The 18,206-nt window shown below is 37.2% G+C and carries 19 protein-coding genes and 2 other annotated features; of the genes, 17 read left to right on the top strand and 2 right to left on the bottom strand.

Going from position 1 to position 18,206, the window contains the following annotated elements:
• Nucleotides 1-17 precede the first annotated feature (17 nt).
• The 11 genes from R4Z10_RS16950 to R4Z10_RS16900 all read left to right on the top strand — a co-directional run bounded on the left by R4Z10_RS16950 (nucleotide 18) and on the right by R4Z10_RS16900 (nucleotide 10,217).
• A complete protein-coding gene (locus tag R4Z10_RS16950; RefSeq protein WP_338470469.1) occupies nucleotides 18-1,043 on the top strand; it encodes a glyceraldehyde-3-phosphate dehydrogenase in 1,026 nt (341 codons plus the stop codon).
• 176 nt (nucleotides 1,044-1,219) lie between these two features.
• Nucleotides 1,220-1,678: a transcriptional regulator NrdR gene (gene nrdR, locus R4Z10_RS16945; protein ID WP_338470468.1), complete on the top strand. Its 459-nt coding sequence runs from the start codon at nucleotides 1,220-1,222 to the stop codon at nucleotides 1,676-1,678.
• Between the two features lie 78 nt (nucleotides 1,679-1,756).
• Entirely contained in the window at nucleotides 1,757-3,166 is a 1,410-nt protein-coding gene (locus tag R4Z10_RS16940; protein WP_338473267.1) for a replication initiation and membrane attachment family protein, read from the top strand.
• Nucleotides 3,167-3,178: 12 nt separating this feature from the next.
• On the top strand, nucleotides 3,179-4,108 hold the full coding sequence (gene dnaI, locus R4Z10_RS16935; RefSeq protein WP_338470467.1) for a primosomal protein DnaI: 930 nt from the start codon (nucleotides 3,179-3,181) through the stop codon (nucleotides 4,106-4,108).
• Between the two features lie 163 nt (nucleotides 4,109-4,271).
• Complete coding sequence (locus R4Z10_RS16930) at nucleotides 4,272-5,153, top strand: putative sporulation protein YtxC (RefSeq protein ID WP_338470466.1); 882 nt, start codon at nucleotides 4,272-4,274, stop codon at nucleotides 5,151-5,153.
• Nucleotides 5,154-5,199: 46 nt separating this feature from the next.
• Nucleotides 5,200-5,447, top strand: a binding site (T-box leader).
• Nucleotides 5,448-5,540: 93 nt separating this feature from the next.
• A complete protein-coding gene (thrS, locus tag R4Z10_RS16925) occupies nucleotides 5,541-7,472 on the top strand; it encodes a threonine--tRNA ligase (protein ID WP_338470465.1) in 1,932 nt (643 codons plus the stop codon).
• Between the two features lie 133 nt (nucleotides 7,473-7,605).
• Nucleotides 7,606-7,734, top strand: a sequence feature (ribosomal protein L20 leader region).
• A 59-nt stretch (nucleotides 7,735-7,793) separates the two neighbouring features.
• Nucleotides 7,794-8,336: a translation initiation factor IF-3 gene (gene infC / locus R4Z10_RS16920; RefSeq protein WP_338470464.1), complete on the top strand. Its 543-nt coding sequence runs from the start codon at nucleotides 7,794-7,796 to the stop codon at nucleotides 8,334-8,336.
• Between the two features lie 15 nt (nucleotides 8,337-8,351).
• On the top strand, nucleotides 8,352-8,549 hold the full coding sequence (gene rpmI, locus R4Z10_RS16915) for a 50S ribosomal protein L35 (protein ID WP_338470463.1): 198 nt from the start codon (nucleotides 8,352-8,354) through the stop codon (nucleotides 8,547-8,549).
• 189 nt (nucleotides 8,550-8,738) lie between these two features.
• Nucleotides 8,739-9,098: a 50S ribosomal protein L20 gene (gene rplT / locus R4Z10_RS16910; protein WP_338470462.1), complete on the top strand. Its 360-nt coding sequence runs from the start codon at nucleotides 8,739-8,741 to the stop codon at nucleotides 9,096-9,098.
• A 202-nt stretch (nucleotides 9,099-9,300) separates the two neighbouring features.
• Nucleotides 9,301-9,561 (top strand): DUF1294 domain-containing protein, encoded by a 261-nt coding sequence (locus R4Z10_RS16905; protein ID WP_338470461.1) that lies wholly within the window; start codon nucleotides 9,301-9,303, stop codon nucleotides 9,559-9,561.
• A gap of 50 nt (nucleotides 9,562-9,611) precedes the next feature.
• Nucleotides 9,612-10,217, top strand: coding sequence for a VTT domain-containing protein (locus tag R4Z10_RS16900; protein ID WP_338470460.1), 606 nt, complete (start codon nucleotides 9,612-9,614; stop codon nucleotides 10,215-10,217).
• A 10-nt stretch (nucleotides 10,218-10,227) separates the two neighbouring features.
• On the opposite strand, the gene R4Z10_RS16895 is transcribed toward R4Z10_RS16900, so the two are convergent.
• Nucleotides 10,228-10,626 carry a sigma-w pathway protein ysdB gene (locus tag R4Z10_RS16895; protein WP_338470459.1) on the bottom strand — a complete coding sequence of 133 codons (399 nt, stop codon included), beginning with the start codon at nucleotides 10,624-10,626 and terminating at the stop codon, nucleotides 10,228-10,230.
• A gap of 166 nt (nucleotides 10,627-10,792) precedes the next feature.
• Between R4Z10_RS16895 and R4Z10_RS16890 the strand changes: the two genes are divergently transcribed.
• Nucleotides 10,793-11,878 (top strand): M42 family metallopeptidase, encoded by a 1,086-nt coding sequence (locus R4Z10_RS16890; RefSeq protein ID WP_338470458.1) that lies wholly within the window; start codon nucleotides 10,793-10,795, stop codon nucleotides 11,876-11,878.
• 43 nt (nucleotides 11,879-11,921) lie between these two features.
• On the opposite strand, the gene sspI is transcribed toward R4Z10_RS16890, so the two are convergent.
• On the bottom strand, nucleotides 11,922-12,128 hold the full coding sequence (sspI, locus tag R4Z10_RS16885; RefSeq protein WP_338470457.1) for a small acid-soluble spore protein SspI: 207 nt from the start codon (nucleotides 12,126-12,128) through the stop codon (nucleotides 11,922-11,924).
• 120 nt (nucleotides 12,129-12,248) lie between these two features.
• Here sspI and R4Z10_RS16880 point away from each other — a divergent pair, with 120 nt between their 5' ends.
• The 5 genes from R4Z10_RS16880 (at nucleotide 12,249) to R4Z10_RS16860 (ending at nucleotide 18,123) form a co-directional block, all read left to right on the top strand.
• Nucleotides 12,249-12,992, top strand: coding sequence for an RNA methyltransferase (locus tag R4Z10_RS16880; protein WP_338470456.1), 744 nt, complete (start codon nucleotides 12,249-12,251; stop codon nucleotides 12,990-12,992).
• A gap of 537 nt (nucleotides 12,993-13,529) precedes the next feature.
• Nucleotides 13,530-14,567, top strand: a complete 1,038-nt coding sequence (gene pheS / locus R4Z10_RS16875) for a phenylalanine--tRNA ligase subunit alpha (protein WP_338470455.1) — start codon at nucleotides 13,530-13,532, stop codon at nucleotides 14,565-14,567.
• Between the two features lie 41 nt (nucleotides 14,568-14,608).
• Nucleotides 14,609-17,023, top strand: coding sequence for a phenylalanine--tRNA ligase subunit beta (pheT, locus tag R4Z10_RS16870; RefSeq protein WP_338470454.1), 2,415 nt, complete (start codon nucleotides 14,609-14,611; stop codon nucleotides 17,021-17,023).
• Between the two features lie 304 nt (nucleotides 17,024-17,327).
• Nucleotides 17,328-17,579, top strand: a complete 252-nt coding sequence (gene zapA / locus R4Z10_RS16865; protein WP_338470453.1) for a cell division protein ZapA — start codon at nucleotides 17,328-17,330, stop codon at nucleotides 17,577-17,579.
• Nucleotides 17,580-17,592: 13 nt separating this feature from the next.
• A complete protein-coding gene (locus tag R4Z10_RS16860) occupies nucleotides 17,593-18,123 on the top strand; it encodes a CvpA family protein (RefSeq protein WP_338470452.1) in 531 nt (176 codons plus the stop codon).
• Nucleotides 18,124-18,206: the final 83 nt, after the last annotated feature.

The following is an 18,206-nucleotide window of genomic DNA, read 5'->3' as shown; positions in this document are numbered from 1 at the left end:
GGAAAGGGGCCGGATTAATGAAGGCGAAAATTGCAATTAACGGATTTGGAAGAATTGGACGGATGGTATTTAGAAAAGCAATTCTTGATGATAGTCTTGAAATAGTAGCGGTGAATGCAAGTTATCCTGCATCAACACTTGCACACCTTATTAAATATGATTCCATTCATGGTCAATTCAATGGTGAAGTTACCGCTGAAGAGAATGCTATGGTTGTAAACGGCAAAAGAGTAAAATTATTAAGCAACCGTAATCCAGAGGAGTTACCTTGGAAAGAGCTTGGCGTTGATATTGTCATCGAAGCAACAGGGAAATTTAATTCTCGCGAAAAGGCAGCTTTACATCTAAATGCAGGAGCTAAGAAAGTTATTTTAACTGCTCCAGGGAAAAACGAAGATGTAACGATTGTAATGGGTGTAAATGAAAGCGTATTAAATGTTGAACAACATGATGTCATTTCAAACGCTTCTTGTACAACCAATTGCTTAGCTCCTGTCGCAAAAGTTCTTGAAGAAAAGTTTGGAATTGAAAATGGTCTAATGACAACGGTTCATGCTTATACAAATGATCAAAAAAATATTGACAATCCACATAAAGACTTAAGAAGAGCACGTGCATGTGGTCAATCAATCATTCCAACTTCTACAGGTGCAGCAAAGGCACTATCATTAGTGCTGCCACAATTAGAAGGAAAACTGCACGGAATGTCATTGCGTGTACCAACACCAAATGTATCACTTGTTGATTTAGTAGTAGATTTAAAACGTGATGTGACCATTGACGAAGTTAACGAAGCTTTTGCACAAGCTTCACAAGGTGAGTTAAAAGGAATTTTAGACATTACTGACGAACCATTAGTATCTATAGACTTTACGACAAATGAACATTCTGCAATTATCGATAGTTTAACTACAATGGTAATTGGTTCAAACAAAGTAAAAGTACTAGCTTGGTATGACAATGAATGGGGCTATTCTTGCCGCGTTGTTGATTTAACAAAATATGTTGTACAAGAAATGCAAAAATCAATTGTGAAAGCTTAAATTTGCCATTGAATCTATTACTTTATACTTAAGAGGTTACCAGTATTTGGTAGCCTCTTTTCCTTTGTCTCCTTTACAACATTAAAGGTATGTGAAAATAATTTAATAATAACTTGTACTGACCCAATCTTTTTAATAAGATAGAAGATAGGAAACTAAAGTCGGAGCTGATCGTTATGAGATGTCCTTCATGCCAACATAATCATTCTCGTGTAGTTGATTCTCGTCCGGTTGACGAAGGCCGTTCTATTCGTCGAAGAAGAGAATGCGAAGAATGTAGTTATCGGTTTACGACCTTCGAAAAGGTCGAGGAATCACCTCTCGTTGTCGTGAAAAAAGAAGGTACAAGAGAAGAATTTAGTCGTGAAAAAATGTTACGAGGTTTATTAAGGGCTTGTGAAAAAAGGCCTGTTGCCTTAAAAGAATTAGAAGATATTACAGCGAGCATTGAGAAGGAAATTCGAAGTCAAGGAATTTCAGAAATTAAAAGTGAAGACATCGGTGAAATGGTCATGGACAGACTTGCCAATCTTGATGAGGTCGCCTATGTTCGTTTTGCATCGGTCTACCGCCAGTTTAAGGATATTAATGTTTTTATTGACGAGTTGAAAGATTTAATAAAAAAGGAACAATGATTAGAGCTAGAGAGTATTTTTCTTTGGCTCTTTTTTCAGGTGAATGATGATGGTTCAATAGAAAGGGTTGAAAATGTCATGACACAACATTGGCGAGAACTATTACCCATTGATCATTATGTCGCCACTGCCAATGGACTTATCCATGATTATGATCGAAAAATCCTTACCTTTTTGTATCAGCCTTTAATTGGTGCAGGGTGTTTAAGTTTGTATATGACCCTTTGGGCAGAGTTAGAGGAAAACCGACTCTGGTCTGATTCCCATTCCCATCATAGCTTAATGAATTTCATGGATATGAACTTAAAAGAGATCTACGATAAGCGCTTAAAACTAGAAGCAATCGGACTACTAAAGACCTTTGTTAAACAAGGAGAGGGACATCGTCTCTTTATTTATGAACTACAGCCACCGTTAACAGCTGAACAGTTCTTATCAGATGGGATGCTTAATATTTATTTATATCGAAAAATTGGTCGAGCGCAATTTGCCAGAGTCAAGCGATTTTTTAGTGATAAAGCAATAAATCCTTCAGAATTCGAGGATGTAACAAGAGCATTTCAAGATGTTTTCACATCTGGCCATGGAAACCTCCTATCTTATGATGATGATACGAAACAAGAGCTTGATGCTTCAGAAGGTGAGCAGTTTATTGGTCACCGACAAGGAACGGAAATTAAAGTAGTGCCTAATGAATTTAACTTTGAATTGCTTTTTGCTGGGCTGAATGAAAATTTAGTTTCAAAAGAAGCTTTTAATAAAAAGGTTATGGACGCTATTAGCAGTCTAGCCTTTTTGTACGGAATCGATGCTTTGCAAATGAAGAATATCGTTCTTAGTGCCATGACGGAAAATAATGAAATTGATATTGAAGAGTTACGAAAGTCAGCTCGTGATTGGTATCAATACCAACACTATGATCAACTTCCGTCCCTTGTTGAAAAAACACAGCCTGTTATTTATCAAACAGTTAATAAGCAGCCTGAAACGCAAGAGGAGAAGTTAATTCATTATTTTGAGACGACATCGCCTATGCAATACTTAAAAGACATTGGCGGTGGGGCAGAGCCCTCAAAGGCAGACATTAAAATTATTGAAGATGTCATGTTTAGCCAGCAATTAAATCCTGGTGTAGTAAATGTGTTAATAGATAATGTTTTGCGAAAAACAGATATGAAACTTACAAAGAACTATGTAGAAAAAATTGCCGGCCACTGGGCGAGAAAAAATATTAAAACCGTGATTGAAGCGATGGATCTTGCGAAACAAGAACATCGACAATATTTAGAATGGGCGGAAGGAAAGAATAAACCAAAACAAGGTAATTCTAGAAAAAAGCCGATTCGAACGGAACGATTGCCAGAGTGGTTTGATAACAATGGTGAGAAATCTGAAAGTGCGAAAACGAAAAATCAACCTAAGGACAATGGGGATCAAGAGCTTAAGAAGCAGGAAATCGAAGCAATGTTGAAAAAAATTCGATCATAGGAGGTGAATGGGTTGGAAAGAATTAATGACACATTAAAGCGGTTAGCAGGAAATGAAAACTTTCAAAAAAGATTTCAGCAAATGAGAAACGGAATTTTAAATGACCCAGAGATAAAAGCCTTTCTAACGGAAAATGAAGAAGAATTGGGTCCGGAAGTAATTGAAAAGAATCTCTCCAAGCTTTATGAGTATTCCAACCAAAGCAAAGAATGCAATAAATGTGACTCTTTAGAAGGATGTATTAACATCATGAAAGGATACCATCCTCAATTAGTGGTTTCACGAGGTTCGCTTGAAGTACATTATGATAAATGTCCACGTAAAATTATGGATGACGAGAAGCGAAAAAATGAAAAGTTAATTCAAAGTTTATATGTACCAAAAGATATTTTAAAAGCGTCTTTTGATGATATGGATACGGATAAAGAACGAACAGATGCAATCGGAAAGGCACTTGGATTTGTGTTGCGATATAGTGAAAACCAGACGACAAAAGGGTTATACCTTTATGGGCAGTTTGGGGTAGGTAAATCTTATTTATTAGGAGCCATTGCAAATGAGTTAGCACAAAAGAATATTCGCTCGATGATTGTGTATGTACCTGAACTTTTTCGCGAATTAAAAAGTTCAATTGGAGATTCCACCTTAAATGAAAAATTAGAGGCGATCAAGAAAGAGCCGATATTAATGCTGGATGATATTGGGGCAGAAACGATGTCTAGTTGGGTAAGAGATGAAATCCTAGGTCCGATTTTGCAATATCGGATGCTTGATAATTTACCGACTCTATTTACCTCCAATATGGACTTTGATGGTCTTGAGCACCATTTAACATATAGTCAACGCGGAGAGGAAGAAAAGTTAAAAGCGCGACGGATTATGGAGCGCATCAAATATTTAGCAGAACCTGTGTATGTAAATGGAAGAAATCGAAGAAATTAGCCGGCTGACTTTGTGCAGTCGGTCTTTTTTATGGTAAGTGTAATTAAGTTTTATTATAGGCTGGTACTAATATGAACAATTATGATTCTTTTTTTTATGACTTACTTCTAATTTGGCAAGGTCCCCCATATATATTACTAGAGAATTGTAAGGGGGGATTTGGTTGATTGAAATCCAATTCCAGCATAAATATGATGCCAAAAGGTTATATACTTTTTTAAATCAATTACTAGACATGGAGTCTAGTCCATCATATATGATTCAAAAAGAAGATACTTATGCTGTTCGTATTGAATGTATGGTTCATGATGAAAAAGAAAGATTCATAAAGTGGGTCCAAGAATCGATTTGCCAATACATCTTGAAGATAAAGTTAAATGATTGGTTTAAAGAAATTTTATCAACGAATTATCATTACCGTGATGAAGTGGAACAGCAGCAGATTATTGATATCATTCATTCTGTTCTAGAAGGAAAAAATGAGGAATTAGCAGTTTTTTTACCAAAATTTGGTATAAAGGATTATATCATGGACCAAATGGGTCAATGGTTGCAAGAACATAAGATTTTCTCGTTTGATTCATTCATGACTTTCAGGTTGCGTACATTATTAAATGAGCTTCGTAAATATGTAGATTTATCGTTGGATGAATATCGAATGGAACAAGAATATCAGATGTTTATCCAGATGCTTAGGGATTTCCTTATTGGTCGTGAGCCAAAAATGGAAAGGCTCCATTTATTATTTGAGGATGAGAAAATCACCTTTTTTGATGAAGATTTTATGGAAATAAGACGATCCGAATTAGCCAAAATGGTCGATCGAAAATTGCTGATTAATCACCCGATTTATATTGATTCTAATACCATTGCACCCTTGCTATCCATTGCACCGAAAAAGATATTTCTGTATAGTTCTGACCACGATCAGCCGATCATTCGAACAGTCCGTAATATTTTCGAAGAAAGATTGAGGGTTGAAAATACATGTACCTTCGAGGAAATAAAACATTCGTTGAATAATAAAAAATATAATACACCTTGATTTCTAAATCATAAATTACTATAATAACGTACATAAGCAATTTGATAGTAAAGTAATGATGAGGACAAGGGTATTCTATTTACGGTTTATAGAGAGGGAAGGCAAGGCTGGAACCTTCCTAACACGATTGGATTACTTACCACCTCTGAACTTCAACCGGGAAATAACGACTAGACTCGTTAAATTATCGGAAGACGGCCTAAGACCGTTATCTTTCTACAAAGTTATTTTTACATACATATTGTAAAAATATAAAGTAGGGTGGAACCACGTGTGTAATAGCTCGTCCCTTTTTCGGGATGGGCTTTTTATTTTGTCCAAAAACCAAAAATACCTACGAGTTAAACTCTTAACTCAGTATGAAAAATAAATAATGGAGGAATGAACATGTCAGAAGTTGTAAAAATTTCTTTTCCTGATGGAGCCATAAAGGAGTTTTCAAAAGGAACAACGACAGAAGAGATTGCTGGTTCGATTAGTTCTGGCTTAAAAAAGAAGGCGATTGCTGGAAAATTTAATGGAGAAATGTATGATTTAAGAAGACCAATCGAAGAAGATGGATCGATTGAAATTATTACGCAAGATCAACCAGATGCTTTGGAAATTTTGCGTCATAGTTCTGCCCATTTAATGGCCCAAGCCGTTAAACGCTTATACAAAGATGTAAAATTAGGTGTTGGTCCTGTTATTGAAGGTGGATTCTATTATGATATCGATATGCCACAATCACTAACACCAGAGGATTTACCGTTAATTGAAAAAGAAATGAAAAAAATTATTAACGAAAATTTACCGATTGTTCGTAAAGAAGTAAGTCGTGAAGAAGCCATTCAAATTTACAAAGAAATAGATGATGAGTATAAACTTGAGCTCATTGAAGCGATTCCTGAAAATGAAACGGTAACGCTTTATGAACAAGGTGAATTCTTTGATTTATGCCGTGGTGTTCATGTACCATCAACAGGAAAGCTCCGTGAGATCAAGCTTCTTAGCATTGCCGGTGCTTACTGGCGTGGAAACAGCGACAATAAAATGTTGCAACGTATTTATGGAACGGCCTTTTTCAAAAAAGAAGATTTAGACGAGCATTTACGTCTTCTTGAAGAAGCAAAAGAACGTGATCACCGTAAAATTGGAAAAGAATTAAATCTATTTACTCATTCCCAACAAGTTGGACAAGGTTTGCCATTATGGATGCCAAAAGGTGCGACCATTCGCCGTATTATTGAGCGATATATTGTCGATAAAGAGGTCAAATTGGGATATGACCACGTTTATACACCAATTATGGCAAATGTTGAGTTGTACAAAACTTCTGGACACTGGGATCATTACCATGAAGACATGTTTCCAGTGATGGAAATGGATAATGAACAATTGGTTCTTCGTCCAATGAACTGTCCGCACCATATGATGATCTATAAAAACGGAATTCATAGTTACCGCGAATTGCCAATTCGAATTGCTGAACTTGGAACCATGCACCGTTATGAAATGTCTGGAGCCCTTTCCGGATTACAACGTGTTCGCGGAATGACCTTAAACGATGCTCATGTCTTTGTTCGTCCGGATCAAATTAAGGAAGAATTTAAGCGTGTAGTCGAATTAATATTGGAGGTTTATAAGGATTTTAATTTTAAAAATTATTCCTTCCGTTTATCCTACCGTGATCCAGAAAACACGGAGAAATATTACGATGATGATGAAATGTGGGAAAAAGCACAAGGGATGCTCAAAGAAGTTATTGATGAAATGGGTGTAGAATACTATGAGGCAGAAGGAGAAGCGGCATTCTACGGTCCTAAGCTTGATGTTCAAGTAAAAACAGCACTAGGCAAAGAGGAAACTCTTTCAACGGTTCAATTAGACTTCTTACTGCCTGAACGTTTTGATTTGACATATGTAGGTGAAGATGGCAAGCCACATCGTCCAGTCGTCATTCACCGTGGCGTTGTTTCAACAATGGAGCGCTTTGTTGCGTTCTTAATCGAAGAATACAAAGGGGCTTTCCCAGCATGGCTTGCACCTGTACAAGTTCAAGTTATCCCTGTATCTCCAGATGTTCATTTTGATTATGCAAAAAAAGTTCAAGAACAGCTGAAAGCACAAGGATTCCGTGTTGAATTAGATGGCCGTAATGAAAAAATTGGCTACAAAATACGTGAAGCGCAAATGCAAAAAATCCCTTATATGCTAGTTGTTGGGGACCAAGAAGTATCTACCGAATCCGTTAATGTCCGTAAATATGGCGAGCAAAAATCAGAATCCGTTCCATTTTCTCAATTTGTTGAGGCCTTAAAGGATGAGGTTAAAAAGTAATTTTCAAAAAAGTGTTGCATGAATAAAAAATATTTGGTATGATTTTATTCGTTGCGATAAAAGAACATCACTACTTTGACATAACAACATGAATTGTGATATAGTTAAACAGTTGAAAATAGAATACTTTTTTTAGGATAAGAAGAAGCACCCGCTTCTCACCTGATTGACGCAAGAATGGCTGTTGACAGGTTAACGAAAACTTTTACTTTTGAAATGTTTCGTAAAGTGTGGGTGTATTCACTCACACTTTTTTGTGGTTCATCATACCTGAAAACAGTGACAGGTGATTCTCTGACCTAAATTTTTGTATTCGGATCTATGGATAATATTTGGAGGTGTTTTGCTATTAGCAAAGATGTGTTGTTAAATGAAGGGATTCGTGCCCGCGAAGTACGTTTAATTGATCAAAACGGTGAACAGTTAGGAATTAAGTCAAAAAATGAAGCTCTTGAAATAGCCGCTCGAGCAAATCTTGATCTTGTTCTTGTTGCTCCAAACGCTAAACCCCCTGTAGGTCGAATTATGGACTACGGAAAGTTTAAGTTTGAACAGCAGAAGAAGGATAAAGAGGCTCGTAAAAACCAAAAGGTTATTACTACAAAAGAAGTTCGTTTAAGCCCGTCGATTGATGAGCATGACTTTAATACAAAACTTCGAAATGCGATAAAATTCCTTGAAAAAGGTGACAAAGTGAAGGCATCGATTCGCTTTAAAGGACGGGCCATCACGCATAAAGAAATTGGTCAACGTGTTTTAGATCGTTTCGCTGAAGCAACAAAAGAGATTGCAACAGTTGAGGCGTATCCGAAAATGGAAGGCCGAAGTATGTTTATGGTGTTAGCACCAAAATCTGAAAAGTAAGAGGAGGACTACCAAATGCCAAAAATGAAAACTCACCGGGGCGCTGCAAAGCGTTTCAAAAAAACTGGAACTGGTAAATTAAAACGTGGTCAAGCTTATACAAGTCACTTATTTGCTAATAAATCAACAAAGCAAAAACGTAAACTTCGTAAAGGTGCTCTAGTTTCTAGCGGGGACTACAAACGTATTCGTCATTTATTAGATAACATTTAAGTAAACTTACCTTTAATTCAGCAAAATTCTGCTTCTCTTTCTATGTAGTGAGTGAATGTAGATACAATTTCAATTTTTTTGAGTGTTCGTACTTGCTGAAGGTAAGCAAAACTATTTTTTTAGAAGCCTAATGGAACGTGTTACTCTTAGGCACAAGCAAATTTGATTGATTTATAGGAGGGAAACCATATGCCACGTGTTAAAGGCGGTACAGTTACGCGCAGACGTCGTAAAAAAGTTCTTAAATTAGCTAAAGGTTATTTCGGTTCAAAACATACATTATATAAAGTTGCAAATCAACAGGTAATGAAATCATTACAATATGCTTACAGAGATCGTCGTCAGAAAAAACGTGATTTCCGTAAACTATGGATTACACGTATTAATGCAGCAGCACGTATGAACGGTCTTTCATACAGCAACTTAATGCACGGATTAAAGCTTGCCGGTATTGAAGTAAACCGTAAAATGCTAGCTGACCTTGCAGTTAGCGACGAAAAAGCATTTGCTGAATTAGCATCTGTTGCAAAAACAAACTTAAGCAAATAATGTTAACTACGCCATTCTCTCATTGAGGATGGCTTTTTATTTGGGATGAAATGTTATTAGGTGAAATCCCAGCTATTACTGGTGCAATTAACCTTAATTTTAGTGCAATCCCAGCTCATTCCGGCTCATTTCCTTATTTGCCGTCTTATTCTCTATCAAAGAAAGCATCTCAATTTTATAAAAACAGACAGGAGGTGTAAGAATGTTTGAATACATCATTCTATACTTTTTATTCATCAATCTGGTCGGTTTTTTCGTAATGAAAGCTGATAAACAGAAGGCAAAAAACCGAGAGTTTCGAATTAGCGAAAAAACTTTATGGACCGTTGCCATTTTAGGTGGGGCGATCGGCTCTACCATTGGTATGAACCTTTTTCGGCATAAAACGAAACATTTAATCTTTAAGGTCGGTCTTCCTATTTTGGCCATCCTTGACATCGTTCTCTTGATCTATTTCTATTAATCAGGCATAACATGGGATTGTTTTTGATAAGCTTTAGAGACAGCGAGAAATTGCAGAGAGTAGGTGAAAGAATGGGAGACGGACTTTCGCTCTTGTTTATTTTGGTGGAGGCTGGTGGATTATTAGCTCCAATTGCTTTTATTTTCTTTCATTTTTTTCGTCAATTTTTATTTATTCCAGTAACCCTTGTTTGCATGACAGGTGGGATTCTCTTTGGAGCTGTTCTCGGGACGGTGTATTCATTAGTTGGTTTAATGCTCTGTTCCTTAGGGTTTTACTTTTTAATTGGGAAGCTTCCAAAAATGCATAATAAACTATCCAATCTCAAACGGAAATGGTTTGGAGAATATCGAAATCTAACCGTTACCCAAACAGCGATTTTAAGGCTAATTCCTTTTATTCATTATCACCTGCTCAACTTCTGCCTAATCGAAAAAGATAAAAACTATCAGGCTTATCTAAAAAACAGTTTTATAACAAATTTACCGCTCGCATTTTTTTACTCTGTATTTGGAGAATTTATCAGCGGTTTTACCCCCGAGCTCATTGTCATCATTTTATTTTCATTATTCATCCTAACGTATTTATTTAGGGAAAAAATGGCGGTCATTAAATGGGCCGATTTCTTTAATGAGAATCAAATAAAAAGAGGCTAACTTACAGATGTTAGCCTTTTCCTTTATAATGGGAGTGTAAGAACTCCTTAACTGGACTTTTCCAATCAATAATCGCATTTGGATATTGTTCGTGTATTTTTTGTTCAATAAGATGAAAGTCATCCTGAATAAAACTACTTAAATCGATCACTTGTTGGGGGATCATCGATATTGAGACAACATTGAAGGACTTCTTTATTGGGTCTAAATATTTTTCACCCTCAAACAAAACGCCTTTATAAGTAAGGAGAAAGTTTTTTCTTACGTTCGTAGGATCATCGTAAAAATAATATCGCTGTTGTTCACGGGCAAGTTCTAATTTACGTCTAGGATGGGATAAATACAGAATGATTCGATAGATGGCAAATAAAATGATGACGAGCAAGATTAAGCGTATGACCCAGAGCATTAGAAACCACCTCACAATCGTAGTTATTCTTATAAGTACGAATCTCGTCAATAAAAGTTTCACTTGGAGGGAAAGTGTGAAACAAGCTGTTCATTCGCTAATTTTTTGTATATTACCAACTACCTTTTGTATAATAGAAAATAGAATGAGAAAAGGAGTCGAAGAAATGGCGCAATTAGATGAAACCTTAACAATGCTTAAAGAATTAACCGATGCCAAAGGGATCCCAGGGAATGAGAGGGAACCGCGTGAAGTCATGAAGAAATACATAACTCCTTATGCAGATGAAATTACATACGATAATCTAGGTAGTTTGATTGCAAAAAAATCCGGTGATGAAAAGGGTCCGAAAATTGTTGTGACAGGACATTTAGATGAAATCGGTTTTATGATCACACAAATCGATAAAAAAGGATTTTTAAAGTTTCAAACCGTTGGTGGCTGGTGGGGGCAAGTGATGCTGGCTCAGCGGGTAACGATTGTGACTCGTAAAGGTGAGATTACTGGGGTAATCGGGTCGAAGCCACCTCATATTTTATCACCAGAAGCAAGGAAAAAACCGTTTGAAATTAAAGATATGTTCATTGATATTGGAGCTTCAAGTAAGGAAGAAGCAGAAGAATGGGGCGTTCGTCCCGGAGATATGGTTGTCCCATACTTTGAATTCACCGTTATGAATAACGAAAAAATGCTTTTAGCTAAAGCATGGGATAACCGAATTGGCTGCGGAATTGCAATTAATGTCTTAAAAGAGTTGCAAGGAATACAGCATCCAAACGTAGTTTACGGCATTGGTGCTGTCCAAGAAGAAGTAGGTTTAAGAGGTTCAAAAACATCTACATTTAAAGTAGATCCAGACATTGGCTTTGCCGTTGATGTTGGAATTGCTGGGGACACACCTGGAATCAGTGAAAAAGAAGCAATGAGTAAAATGGGAGACGGTCCGCAAATCGTTCTTTATGACGCATCAATGGTTTCTCATAAAGGCTTACGCGATTTAGTAGTTGATACTGCGGAGGAATTGAACATTCCATACCAATACACTTCGATGCCAGGTGGAGGAACAGATGCTGGTTCTATTCATGTAACAGCAAGAGGTGTGCCTGCCTTGTCAATTGGAATCGCGACTCGTTATATCCACTCTCATGCAGCAATGCTTCATCGGGATGACTTTGAAAATGCTGTAAAACTTGTTGTCGAAGTGATTAAAAAGTTAGATCGTGAAACGGTTGATCGGATTACTTATGAGTAAAAAGGAAAAGCACTCTCAAATTTGAGAGTGCTTTTTAAGCATCTTACTTTAAACCCTTTTCTAAAGCTTGTAACATTTCCCTTTTATCTTGTTCAGATGAATTCTTCCAAATGACTTCAAATAAAACTCCTAGTCCAGGCAGCATTTTTTCTTCGCCTGTTCCAATTGCATCCACAATCGTATCTTCAAGTTGCTCTTGGGTATTACCAGTCACATTGTGAATAATAGCATTACGCAAATTTAAGTTCATCAAGGACACTCCTATCATATTTTGAATTCATTTTTAGGATTGCTAAATTTGATTTTATTATGCCTGTTACTTACGATATAATAAGGAAATGGATAGATTTTGAAGAAGGGAAGACCCTGATTGAAGCATATTACTTCTGTAAAAAATGGACAGGTTAAAGAGTGGAAAAAACTCTATACGAAAAAGGAAAGAGACAAATCAGGTTTATTTCTAATTGAAGGCTTTCATTTAGTTGAAGAAGCACTAAAAGCGAATCTAATTCAGCACTTGATTCTACATGAAAATACGGATATCCCTCACACTTGGAATTATGGAGACATCCCTGTAGTGGTTGTCACGAATGAAGTGATGATCGCATTAAGTGATACAGAAACGCCACAAGGAATTATGGCCGTATGTCAAAAGCCTAAAGTGGATTTATCATCAATGGAAGGCAAGAAATTCTTGTTAATCGATTCTGTACAAGATCCCGGGAATATTGGAACAATGATTCGAACTGCAGATGCTGCAGGAATCGATGCGGTAATTTTGGGAGAGGGGTGTGCAGACCCATACAATCCAAAAGTGATTCGCTCTACACAAGGGAGTTTATTTCATTTGCCGATTGTAAAAGCACGACTTGAGGATTTTATTGATGAAATCAATATTCCTATTTACGGAACCGCTTTAGATGGGGGACTTCCGTACAATGAAGTCGAACCGGCTGATGAATTTGGACTACTTGTTGGCAATGAAGGGCAAGGAGTTTCCAAAGCCCTTTTGGAAAAAACAACAAAAAATCTCTACATACCAATTTATGGAAAAAGTGAATCCTTAAATGTAGCGATTGCAGCAGGTATTTTAATGTATTATTTGCGGAAATGAATTTGAATCCCGAACCATTTTGTACTATAATAATACAGAATTTAAAATCATACAGAATTTGATAATTAAAAGACTGTGATAGAGACTAGTAACTAGGACTAGCGACCATTTAGGGAATAAATGCCGTGACTGAAAGCATTTTATGGAAGCCTCTAGCGAATTCACCTCTTGAGTCGACATTGGGAGGATCATTTATTTGATCTGAAAAATGCTCCGGTATAAAGCCGTTATTTTTTAATGAAGTGAGTGGAGATTATTAACTCTATTCAGCAAAAGACTCCTTCTTCTATAAGTGGAAGATGGATGCTAAAAGGATCTACTGATTTAATATAGGTTCAATGTCTTGCTGAATGAAGTAAAGCCTCTGGCGGATGCCACGGATTTTGTACAATCCGGATGTAAATTTAAAAGGGCGAATTTGATATTCGAAGCTAATAAGGGTGGTAACGCGATACATAAACCTCGTCCCTTTGTATGGGACGGGGTTTTTTTGTTTTTTATCAAAACATAAAAAACTAATATAGGAGGAATTGTTTCATGCTAGAACGTTTAGAAGAATTGCAAAGTGAAGCGTTGCAAAAGATTGAAGCTTCAACCAATTTGAAAGAACTGAATGATGTACGTGTCGCTTATTTAGGAAAAAAAGGACCGATCACAGAAGTATTACGTGGAATGGGGAAATTATCTCCAGAAGAACGTCCGAAAATGGGCGCTCTTGTGAATGTCATTCGCGAAAACATTCAATCACAAATTGAACAAAAACAAGCAGTTTTAGAAGAGGAAGCTGTGAACCAGCAGTTAGCATCAGAATTTATTGATGTCACATTACCGGCAAGACCTGTTAAACGAGGCAATCACCATCCATTAACACGAATTATTGAAGAAATGGAAGATATCTTTATCGGGCTTGGCTATGCGGTTGCAGAAGGTCCCGAGGTCGAGACTGACAACTACAATTTTGAAAAGTTAAATTTGCCAAAAGGCCATCCAGCTCGTGATATGCAAGATTCTTTTTACATAACAGAAGAAATCCTGCTTCGTACCCATACTTCTCCAGTTCAAGCAAGAACGATGGAGAAGCATGAAGGCAAAGGTCCAGTGAAAATTATTTGTCCGGGAAAAGTCTACCGACGTGACAATGACGATGCGACTCACTCTCACCAATTTATGCAAATAGAAGGCTTAGTGGTTGATGAAAACATTTCAATGAGCGATCTAAAAGGAACGCTTGAAGTATTTGTAAAGGAAATCTTTGGTCAAGATCGTGAAATTCGTCTTCGTCCAAGTTTCTTCCCATTCACAGAGCCGTCCGTTGAAGTCGATTTATCTTGTAAAATTTGTCACGGAGAAGGCTGTCATGTTTGTAAACAAACAGGTTGGATCGAAATTCTTGGCGGTGGAATTGTACACCCTCGCGTCTTAGAAATGTCAGGTTTTGACTCTAAAAAATACTCCGGTTTTGCCTTTGGTATTGGGGTCGAGCGAATTGCAATGTTGAAGTACGGAGTAGATGATATTCGTCATTTCTATACAAATGACCTTCGTTTCTTAAAACAATTTGATCATTTTGAATAAGCAAATTGAAGTTTAAATAAATATTGAAGGAGGACCATTGAATGTTTGTTTCCTATAAATGGCTACAAGAGTATGTAGATCTTTCTGGGATCAGTGCGGCAGAACTTGCAGATAAGATTACATTAAGTGGAATTGAAGTGGATAGTGTTGAAAAGAAAAGTGAAGGCTTAAAAGGGGTCGTTATCGGCCATGTTCTAGAATGTGAACAGCATCCGAATGCTGACAAACTGAATAAATGTTTAGTTGATATCGGTCAAGAAGCTCCAGTGCAAATTATTTGTGGAGCACCAAATGTTGGAAAGGATCAAAAAGTTGCAGTTGCAACAGTTGGGGCCGTACTGCCTGGTAATTTTAAAATAAAAAGAGCGAAACTTCGCGGAGAAGAATCCCATGGGATGATTTGCTCTCTACAAGAGCTTGGAATTGAATCAAAATTAGTAGCAAAAGAATATGCAACAGGAATTTTTAATTTTCCAGAAGATGCCGTAGTTGGTGAGGATGCTCTAGCAGCACTTGGCTTGGATGATGAAATTCTTGAGTTAGATTTAACACCAAACCGCTCAGATGCGATGAGTATGATTGGGGTAGCTTATGAAGTCGCGGCAATTCTTGGTCGTGAGGTAAAATGGCCTCAAGTGAACGTGAGTGAATCAACTGAAAAAGCATCTGATTATATTAGCGTAAAAGTGGAGGCACCGAAAGACAATCCATTGTATATCGCCAAAGTCGTAAAAGGGGTAAAAATTGGTCCATCCCCACTTTGGATGCAAACCCGTCTAATGAATGCAGGAATTCGCCCGCATAACAATGTGGTTGATATTACGAACTACATTTTACTCGAATATGGTCAACCATTACATGCCTTTGATTATGACCGTCTTGGCTCTAAAGATCTTGTCATTCGCCGTGCAAACGATGGTGAGAAAATGAAGACGCTTGATGAAACGGAGCGTACGCTTTCTTCCGATCATCTAGTCATTACAAATGGGAAAGACCCTGTAGCACTAGCTGGTGTCATGGGGGGAGCAAACTCAGAAGTGGTTGAAGACACCACAACCGTTATTATTGAAGCGGCTTATTTTAACGGAGCTGTTGTGAGAAAGGCTTCAAAAGATCATGGCTTACGCAGTGAATCAAGTGCTCGCTTTGAAAAAGGGGTCGATCCAGAAAGAGTTCGCCTAGCGGGAGAACGAGCTGCTGAATTAATGGCGGAATATGCAGGTGGAATGGTTCTAGAAGGATCTGTAGAATTCAATGAAATTCGTATGGAACCAGCTGTTATCTCAATTACCCTTGATAAAATCAATACTTCAATTGGTACAACCATTAGCAGTCAAGAAATTGTTGATATTTTCAATGCTTTACAATTTGATGTAAAAGTAGAAGGAGAAACCTTTATCGTAACTATACCAACTCGTCGTGGTGATATTACGATTGAAGCAGACCTAGTTGAAGAAGTGGCAAGGCTTTACGGATACGATAATATTCCTTCTACATTGCCAGTTGGAACACCGACTGCAGGTGCTTTAACTGACTATCAACAAAAACGTCGTGTTGTCCGCCATACATTAGAAGGTGCTGGACTTTATCAAGCAACGACCTATTCTTTGACAAGTCCTGAAAAAGCAGCGCAATTTACAACAGAAAAGCGTGATTCAATCACACTTGCCATGCCGATGAGTGAAGAACGCAGTCAGTTACGATTAAGCATTATTCCGCAACTGTTAGAGGTTGTTAAATACAATAATGCCCGCCAAATGGATTCAGTTGCTCTATATGAAATTGGCTCTACATTCCTTAAAAAAGATGACAATGAACTTCCAGAAGAAATAGAATATGTTGCTGGAGCGATCACTGGACTTTGGGAAGCAAACCCATGGCAAGGAGAGAAAAAACCAGTTGACTTCTATGTAGCAAAAGGGATTATCGAAGCAGTTTTTGAAGCGATTGGCGTTCTAGATGGAGTGGAGTATCGACAAGCAATGATTCCAAACATGCACCCAGGACGTACTGCAGAGGTGTTATTACATGGAGAAGTGATTGGATTCATAGGTCAAGTTCATCCTTCTACTCAAAAAGACTATGATATTAAAGAAACGTATGTGTTTGAGTTATCATTCAAAGCGTTAGCAGAGGCCAATGTGGCTCCGATTGCTTACCAAATGATTCCACGATTCCCGTCTGTAACACGTGACATTGCCCTTGTCGTGGATAAGGACAAAGAGGCAGGACAATTACAACAAATTATCATTGAAGCTGGCGGAGACTTGTTAAAAGAAATCCACCTATTTGATCTTTATGAAGGCGAACATATGGAAGAAGGCAAGAAATCATTAGCATTCTCATTAAAATACTTCGATCCTGCTCGTACCTTAACGGATGAAGATATTACAAAAGCACATGATAAAGTGTTAGAAGCGGTTAAAGAAAAAGCTGGAGCGGTATTACGCGGTTAATAGTAAGCAGATGCAAGGTTAAAACTCTTGCATCTGTTTTTTTTACTGGGGGAAGAAATATAAACTTAAGTATTATAATGGAAAGTAAGGAATTCCATCAGATTTAGCCCCATTACATAAATTTTAGTAGTATGCCAAAATACTTCCAAATTCGACTATAGTCACGCCCTGTTATAACGCTAATCATGCATATTAACTTAAAATAGCCTGACCCCGTTGTTACATCATATAGGTTAATCTTTTAGCTTTTCGAATTTCATGGTATTATTATTTGTAGGATTCTCTCGAATGGAGGCAGAAAAATTTGTCACAGCCTAGCAAAAGCCGGATTACGGTTGACATATATGGTGTTCAATATACAATTATCGGGACCGAAAGCACTCGTCACATTCGACAAGTTGCGTCAATAGTTGATGAGAAAATGCGAGAAATAAACGCTATGAATCCTTCACTCGATACAAGTAAATTAGCTGTCTTAACAGCGATTAATGCTGTAAACGATTTAATTAAATTACAAGAAAGAGTCGAACAGCTTGAAAAGGAAATAAAAGAGTAAGGGATTGAAATAAATGTTAGATCTGATTATCCTTATCATTTTAATTTTTGGGTTTCTAATCGGTTTAAAAAGAGGCTTTATCCTTCAGTTTTTTCACCTCACCGGTTTTATCATCGCTTTTATTGTAGCGTATCTATATTATGACAACTTGGCACCGAAGCTTACTCTATGGGTACCATTTCCAAACTTTAGTGGGGAATCGGCTTTATCTCTCTTATTGGATCAAGTTAATTTGGAAGATGCCTACTATCGCGCCATTGCCTTTGTCGTGATCTTTTTTGCTGTAAAAATCGTCTGGCAAATCATTGGTAGTATGCTAGACTTCATTGCGCAAATTCCGGTTTTGAAACAACTAAATATTTGGGCTGGAGGAATTCTAGGATTTGTTGAAGTCTATTTAATTCTGCTTATTGTATTATTTATTGGAGCTCTACTACCAGTTGAAAGTATCCAAGTCCCATTGACGAATTCAATTCTTGCGGATGTAATCGTACAACATACACCGGTTTTTTCTAATCTCATTCGAGATTGGTGGATTATGTGAAAATAACTTCTCTTTCATTAGAGAAGTTTTGTTTTTAAAGGGAATAATGATAAAAGTTATAAAAGCGGGTAGGTGGAAATAGT

Origin of the sequence: Niallia sp. XMNu-256, from assembly GCF_036670015.1 — a bacterium.
Lineage (GTDB): Bacteria > Bacillota > Bacilli > Bacillales > Cytobacillaceae > Bacillus_BD.
The sequence above is the reverse complement of the archived record's forward strand: the minus strand, read 5'-3'. Positions and strand labels throughout refer to the sequence as shown.

What these genes read in the sequence shown, in the direction of transcription:
- R4Z10_RS16950 (WP_338470469.1), top strand. Translation starts at nt 18, where the DNA reads ATGAAGGCGAAAATTGCAATTAACGGATTTGGAAGAATTGGACGGATG.
- nrdR (WP_338470468.1), top strand. Translation starts at nt 1,220, where the DNA reads ATGAGATGTCCTTCATGCCAACATAATCATTCTCGTGTAGTTGATTCT.
- R4Z10_RS16940 (WP_338473267.1), top strand. Translation starts at nt 1,757, where the DNA reads ATGACACAACATTGGCGAGAACTATTACCCATTGATCATTATGTCGCC.
- thrS (WP_338470465.1), top strand. Translation starts at nt 5,541, where the DNA reads ATGTCAGAAGTTGTAAAAATTTCTTTTCCTGATGGAGCCATAAAGGAG.
- infC (WP_338470464.1), top strand. Translation starts at nt 7,794, where the DNA reads ATGGATAATATTTGGAGGTGTTTTGCTATTAGCAAAGATGTGTTGTTA.
- rpmI (WP_338470463.1), top strand. Translation starts at nt 8,352, where the DNA reads ATGCCAAAAATGAAAACTCACCGGGGCGCTGCAAAGCGTTTCAAAAAA.
- rplT (WP_338470462.1), top strand. Translation starts at nt 8,739, where the DNA reads ATGCCACGTGTTAAAGGCGGTACAGTTACGCGCAGACGTCGTAAAAAA.
- R4Z10_RS16905 (WP_338470461.1), top strand. Translation starts at nt 9,301, where the DNA reads ATGTTTGAATACATCATTCTATACTTTTTATTCATCAATCTGGTCGGT.
- R4Z10_RS16895 (WP_338470459.1), bottom strand. Translation starts at nt 10,626, where the DNA reads ATGCTCTGGGTCATACGCTTAATCTTGCTCGTCATCATTTTATTTGCC.
- R4Z10_RS16890 (WP_338470458.1), top strand. Translation starts at nt 10,793, where the DNA reads ATGGCGCAATTAGATGAAACCTTAACAATGCTTAAAGAATTAACCGAT.
- sspI (WP_338470457.1), bottom strand. Translation starts at nt 12,128, where the DNA reads ATGAACTTAAATTTGCGTAATGCTATTATTCACAATGTGACTGGTAAT.
- pheS (WP_338470455.1), top strand. Translation starts at nt 13,530, where the DNA reads ATGCTAGAACGTTTAGAAGAATTGCAAAGTGAAGCGTTGCAAAAGATT.
- pheT (WP_338470454.1), top strand. Translation starts at nt 14,609, where the DNA reads ATGTTTGTTTCCTATAAATGGCTACAAGAGTATGTAGATCTTTCTGGG.
- R4Z10_RS16860 (WP_338470452.1), top strand. Translation starts at nt 17,593, where the DNA reads ATGTTAGATCTGATTATCCTTATCATTTTAATTTTTGGGTTTCTAATC.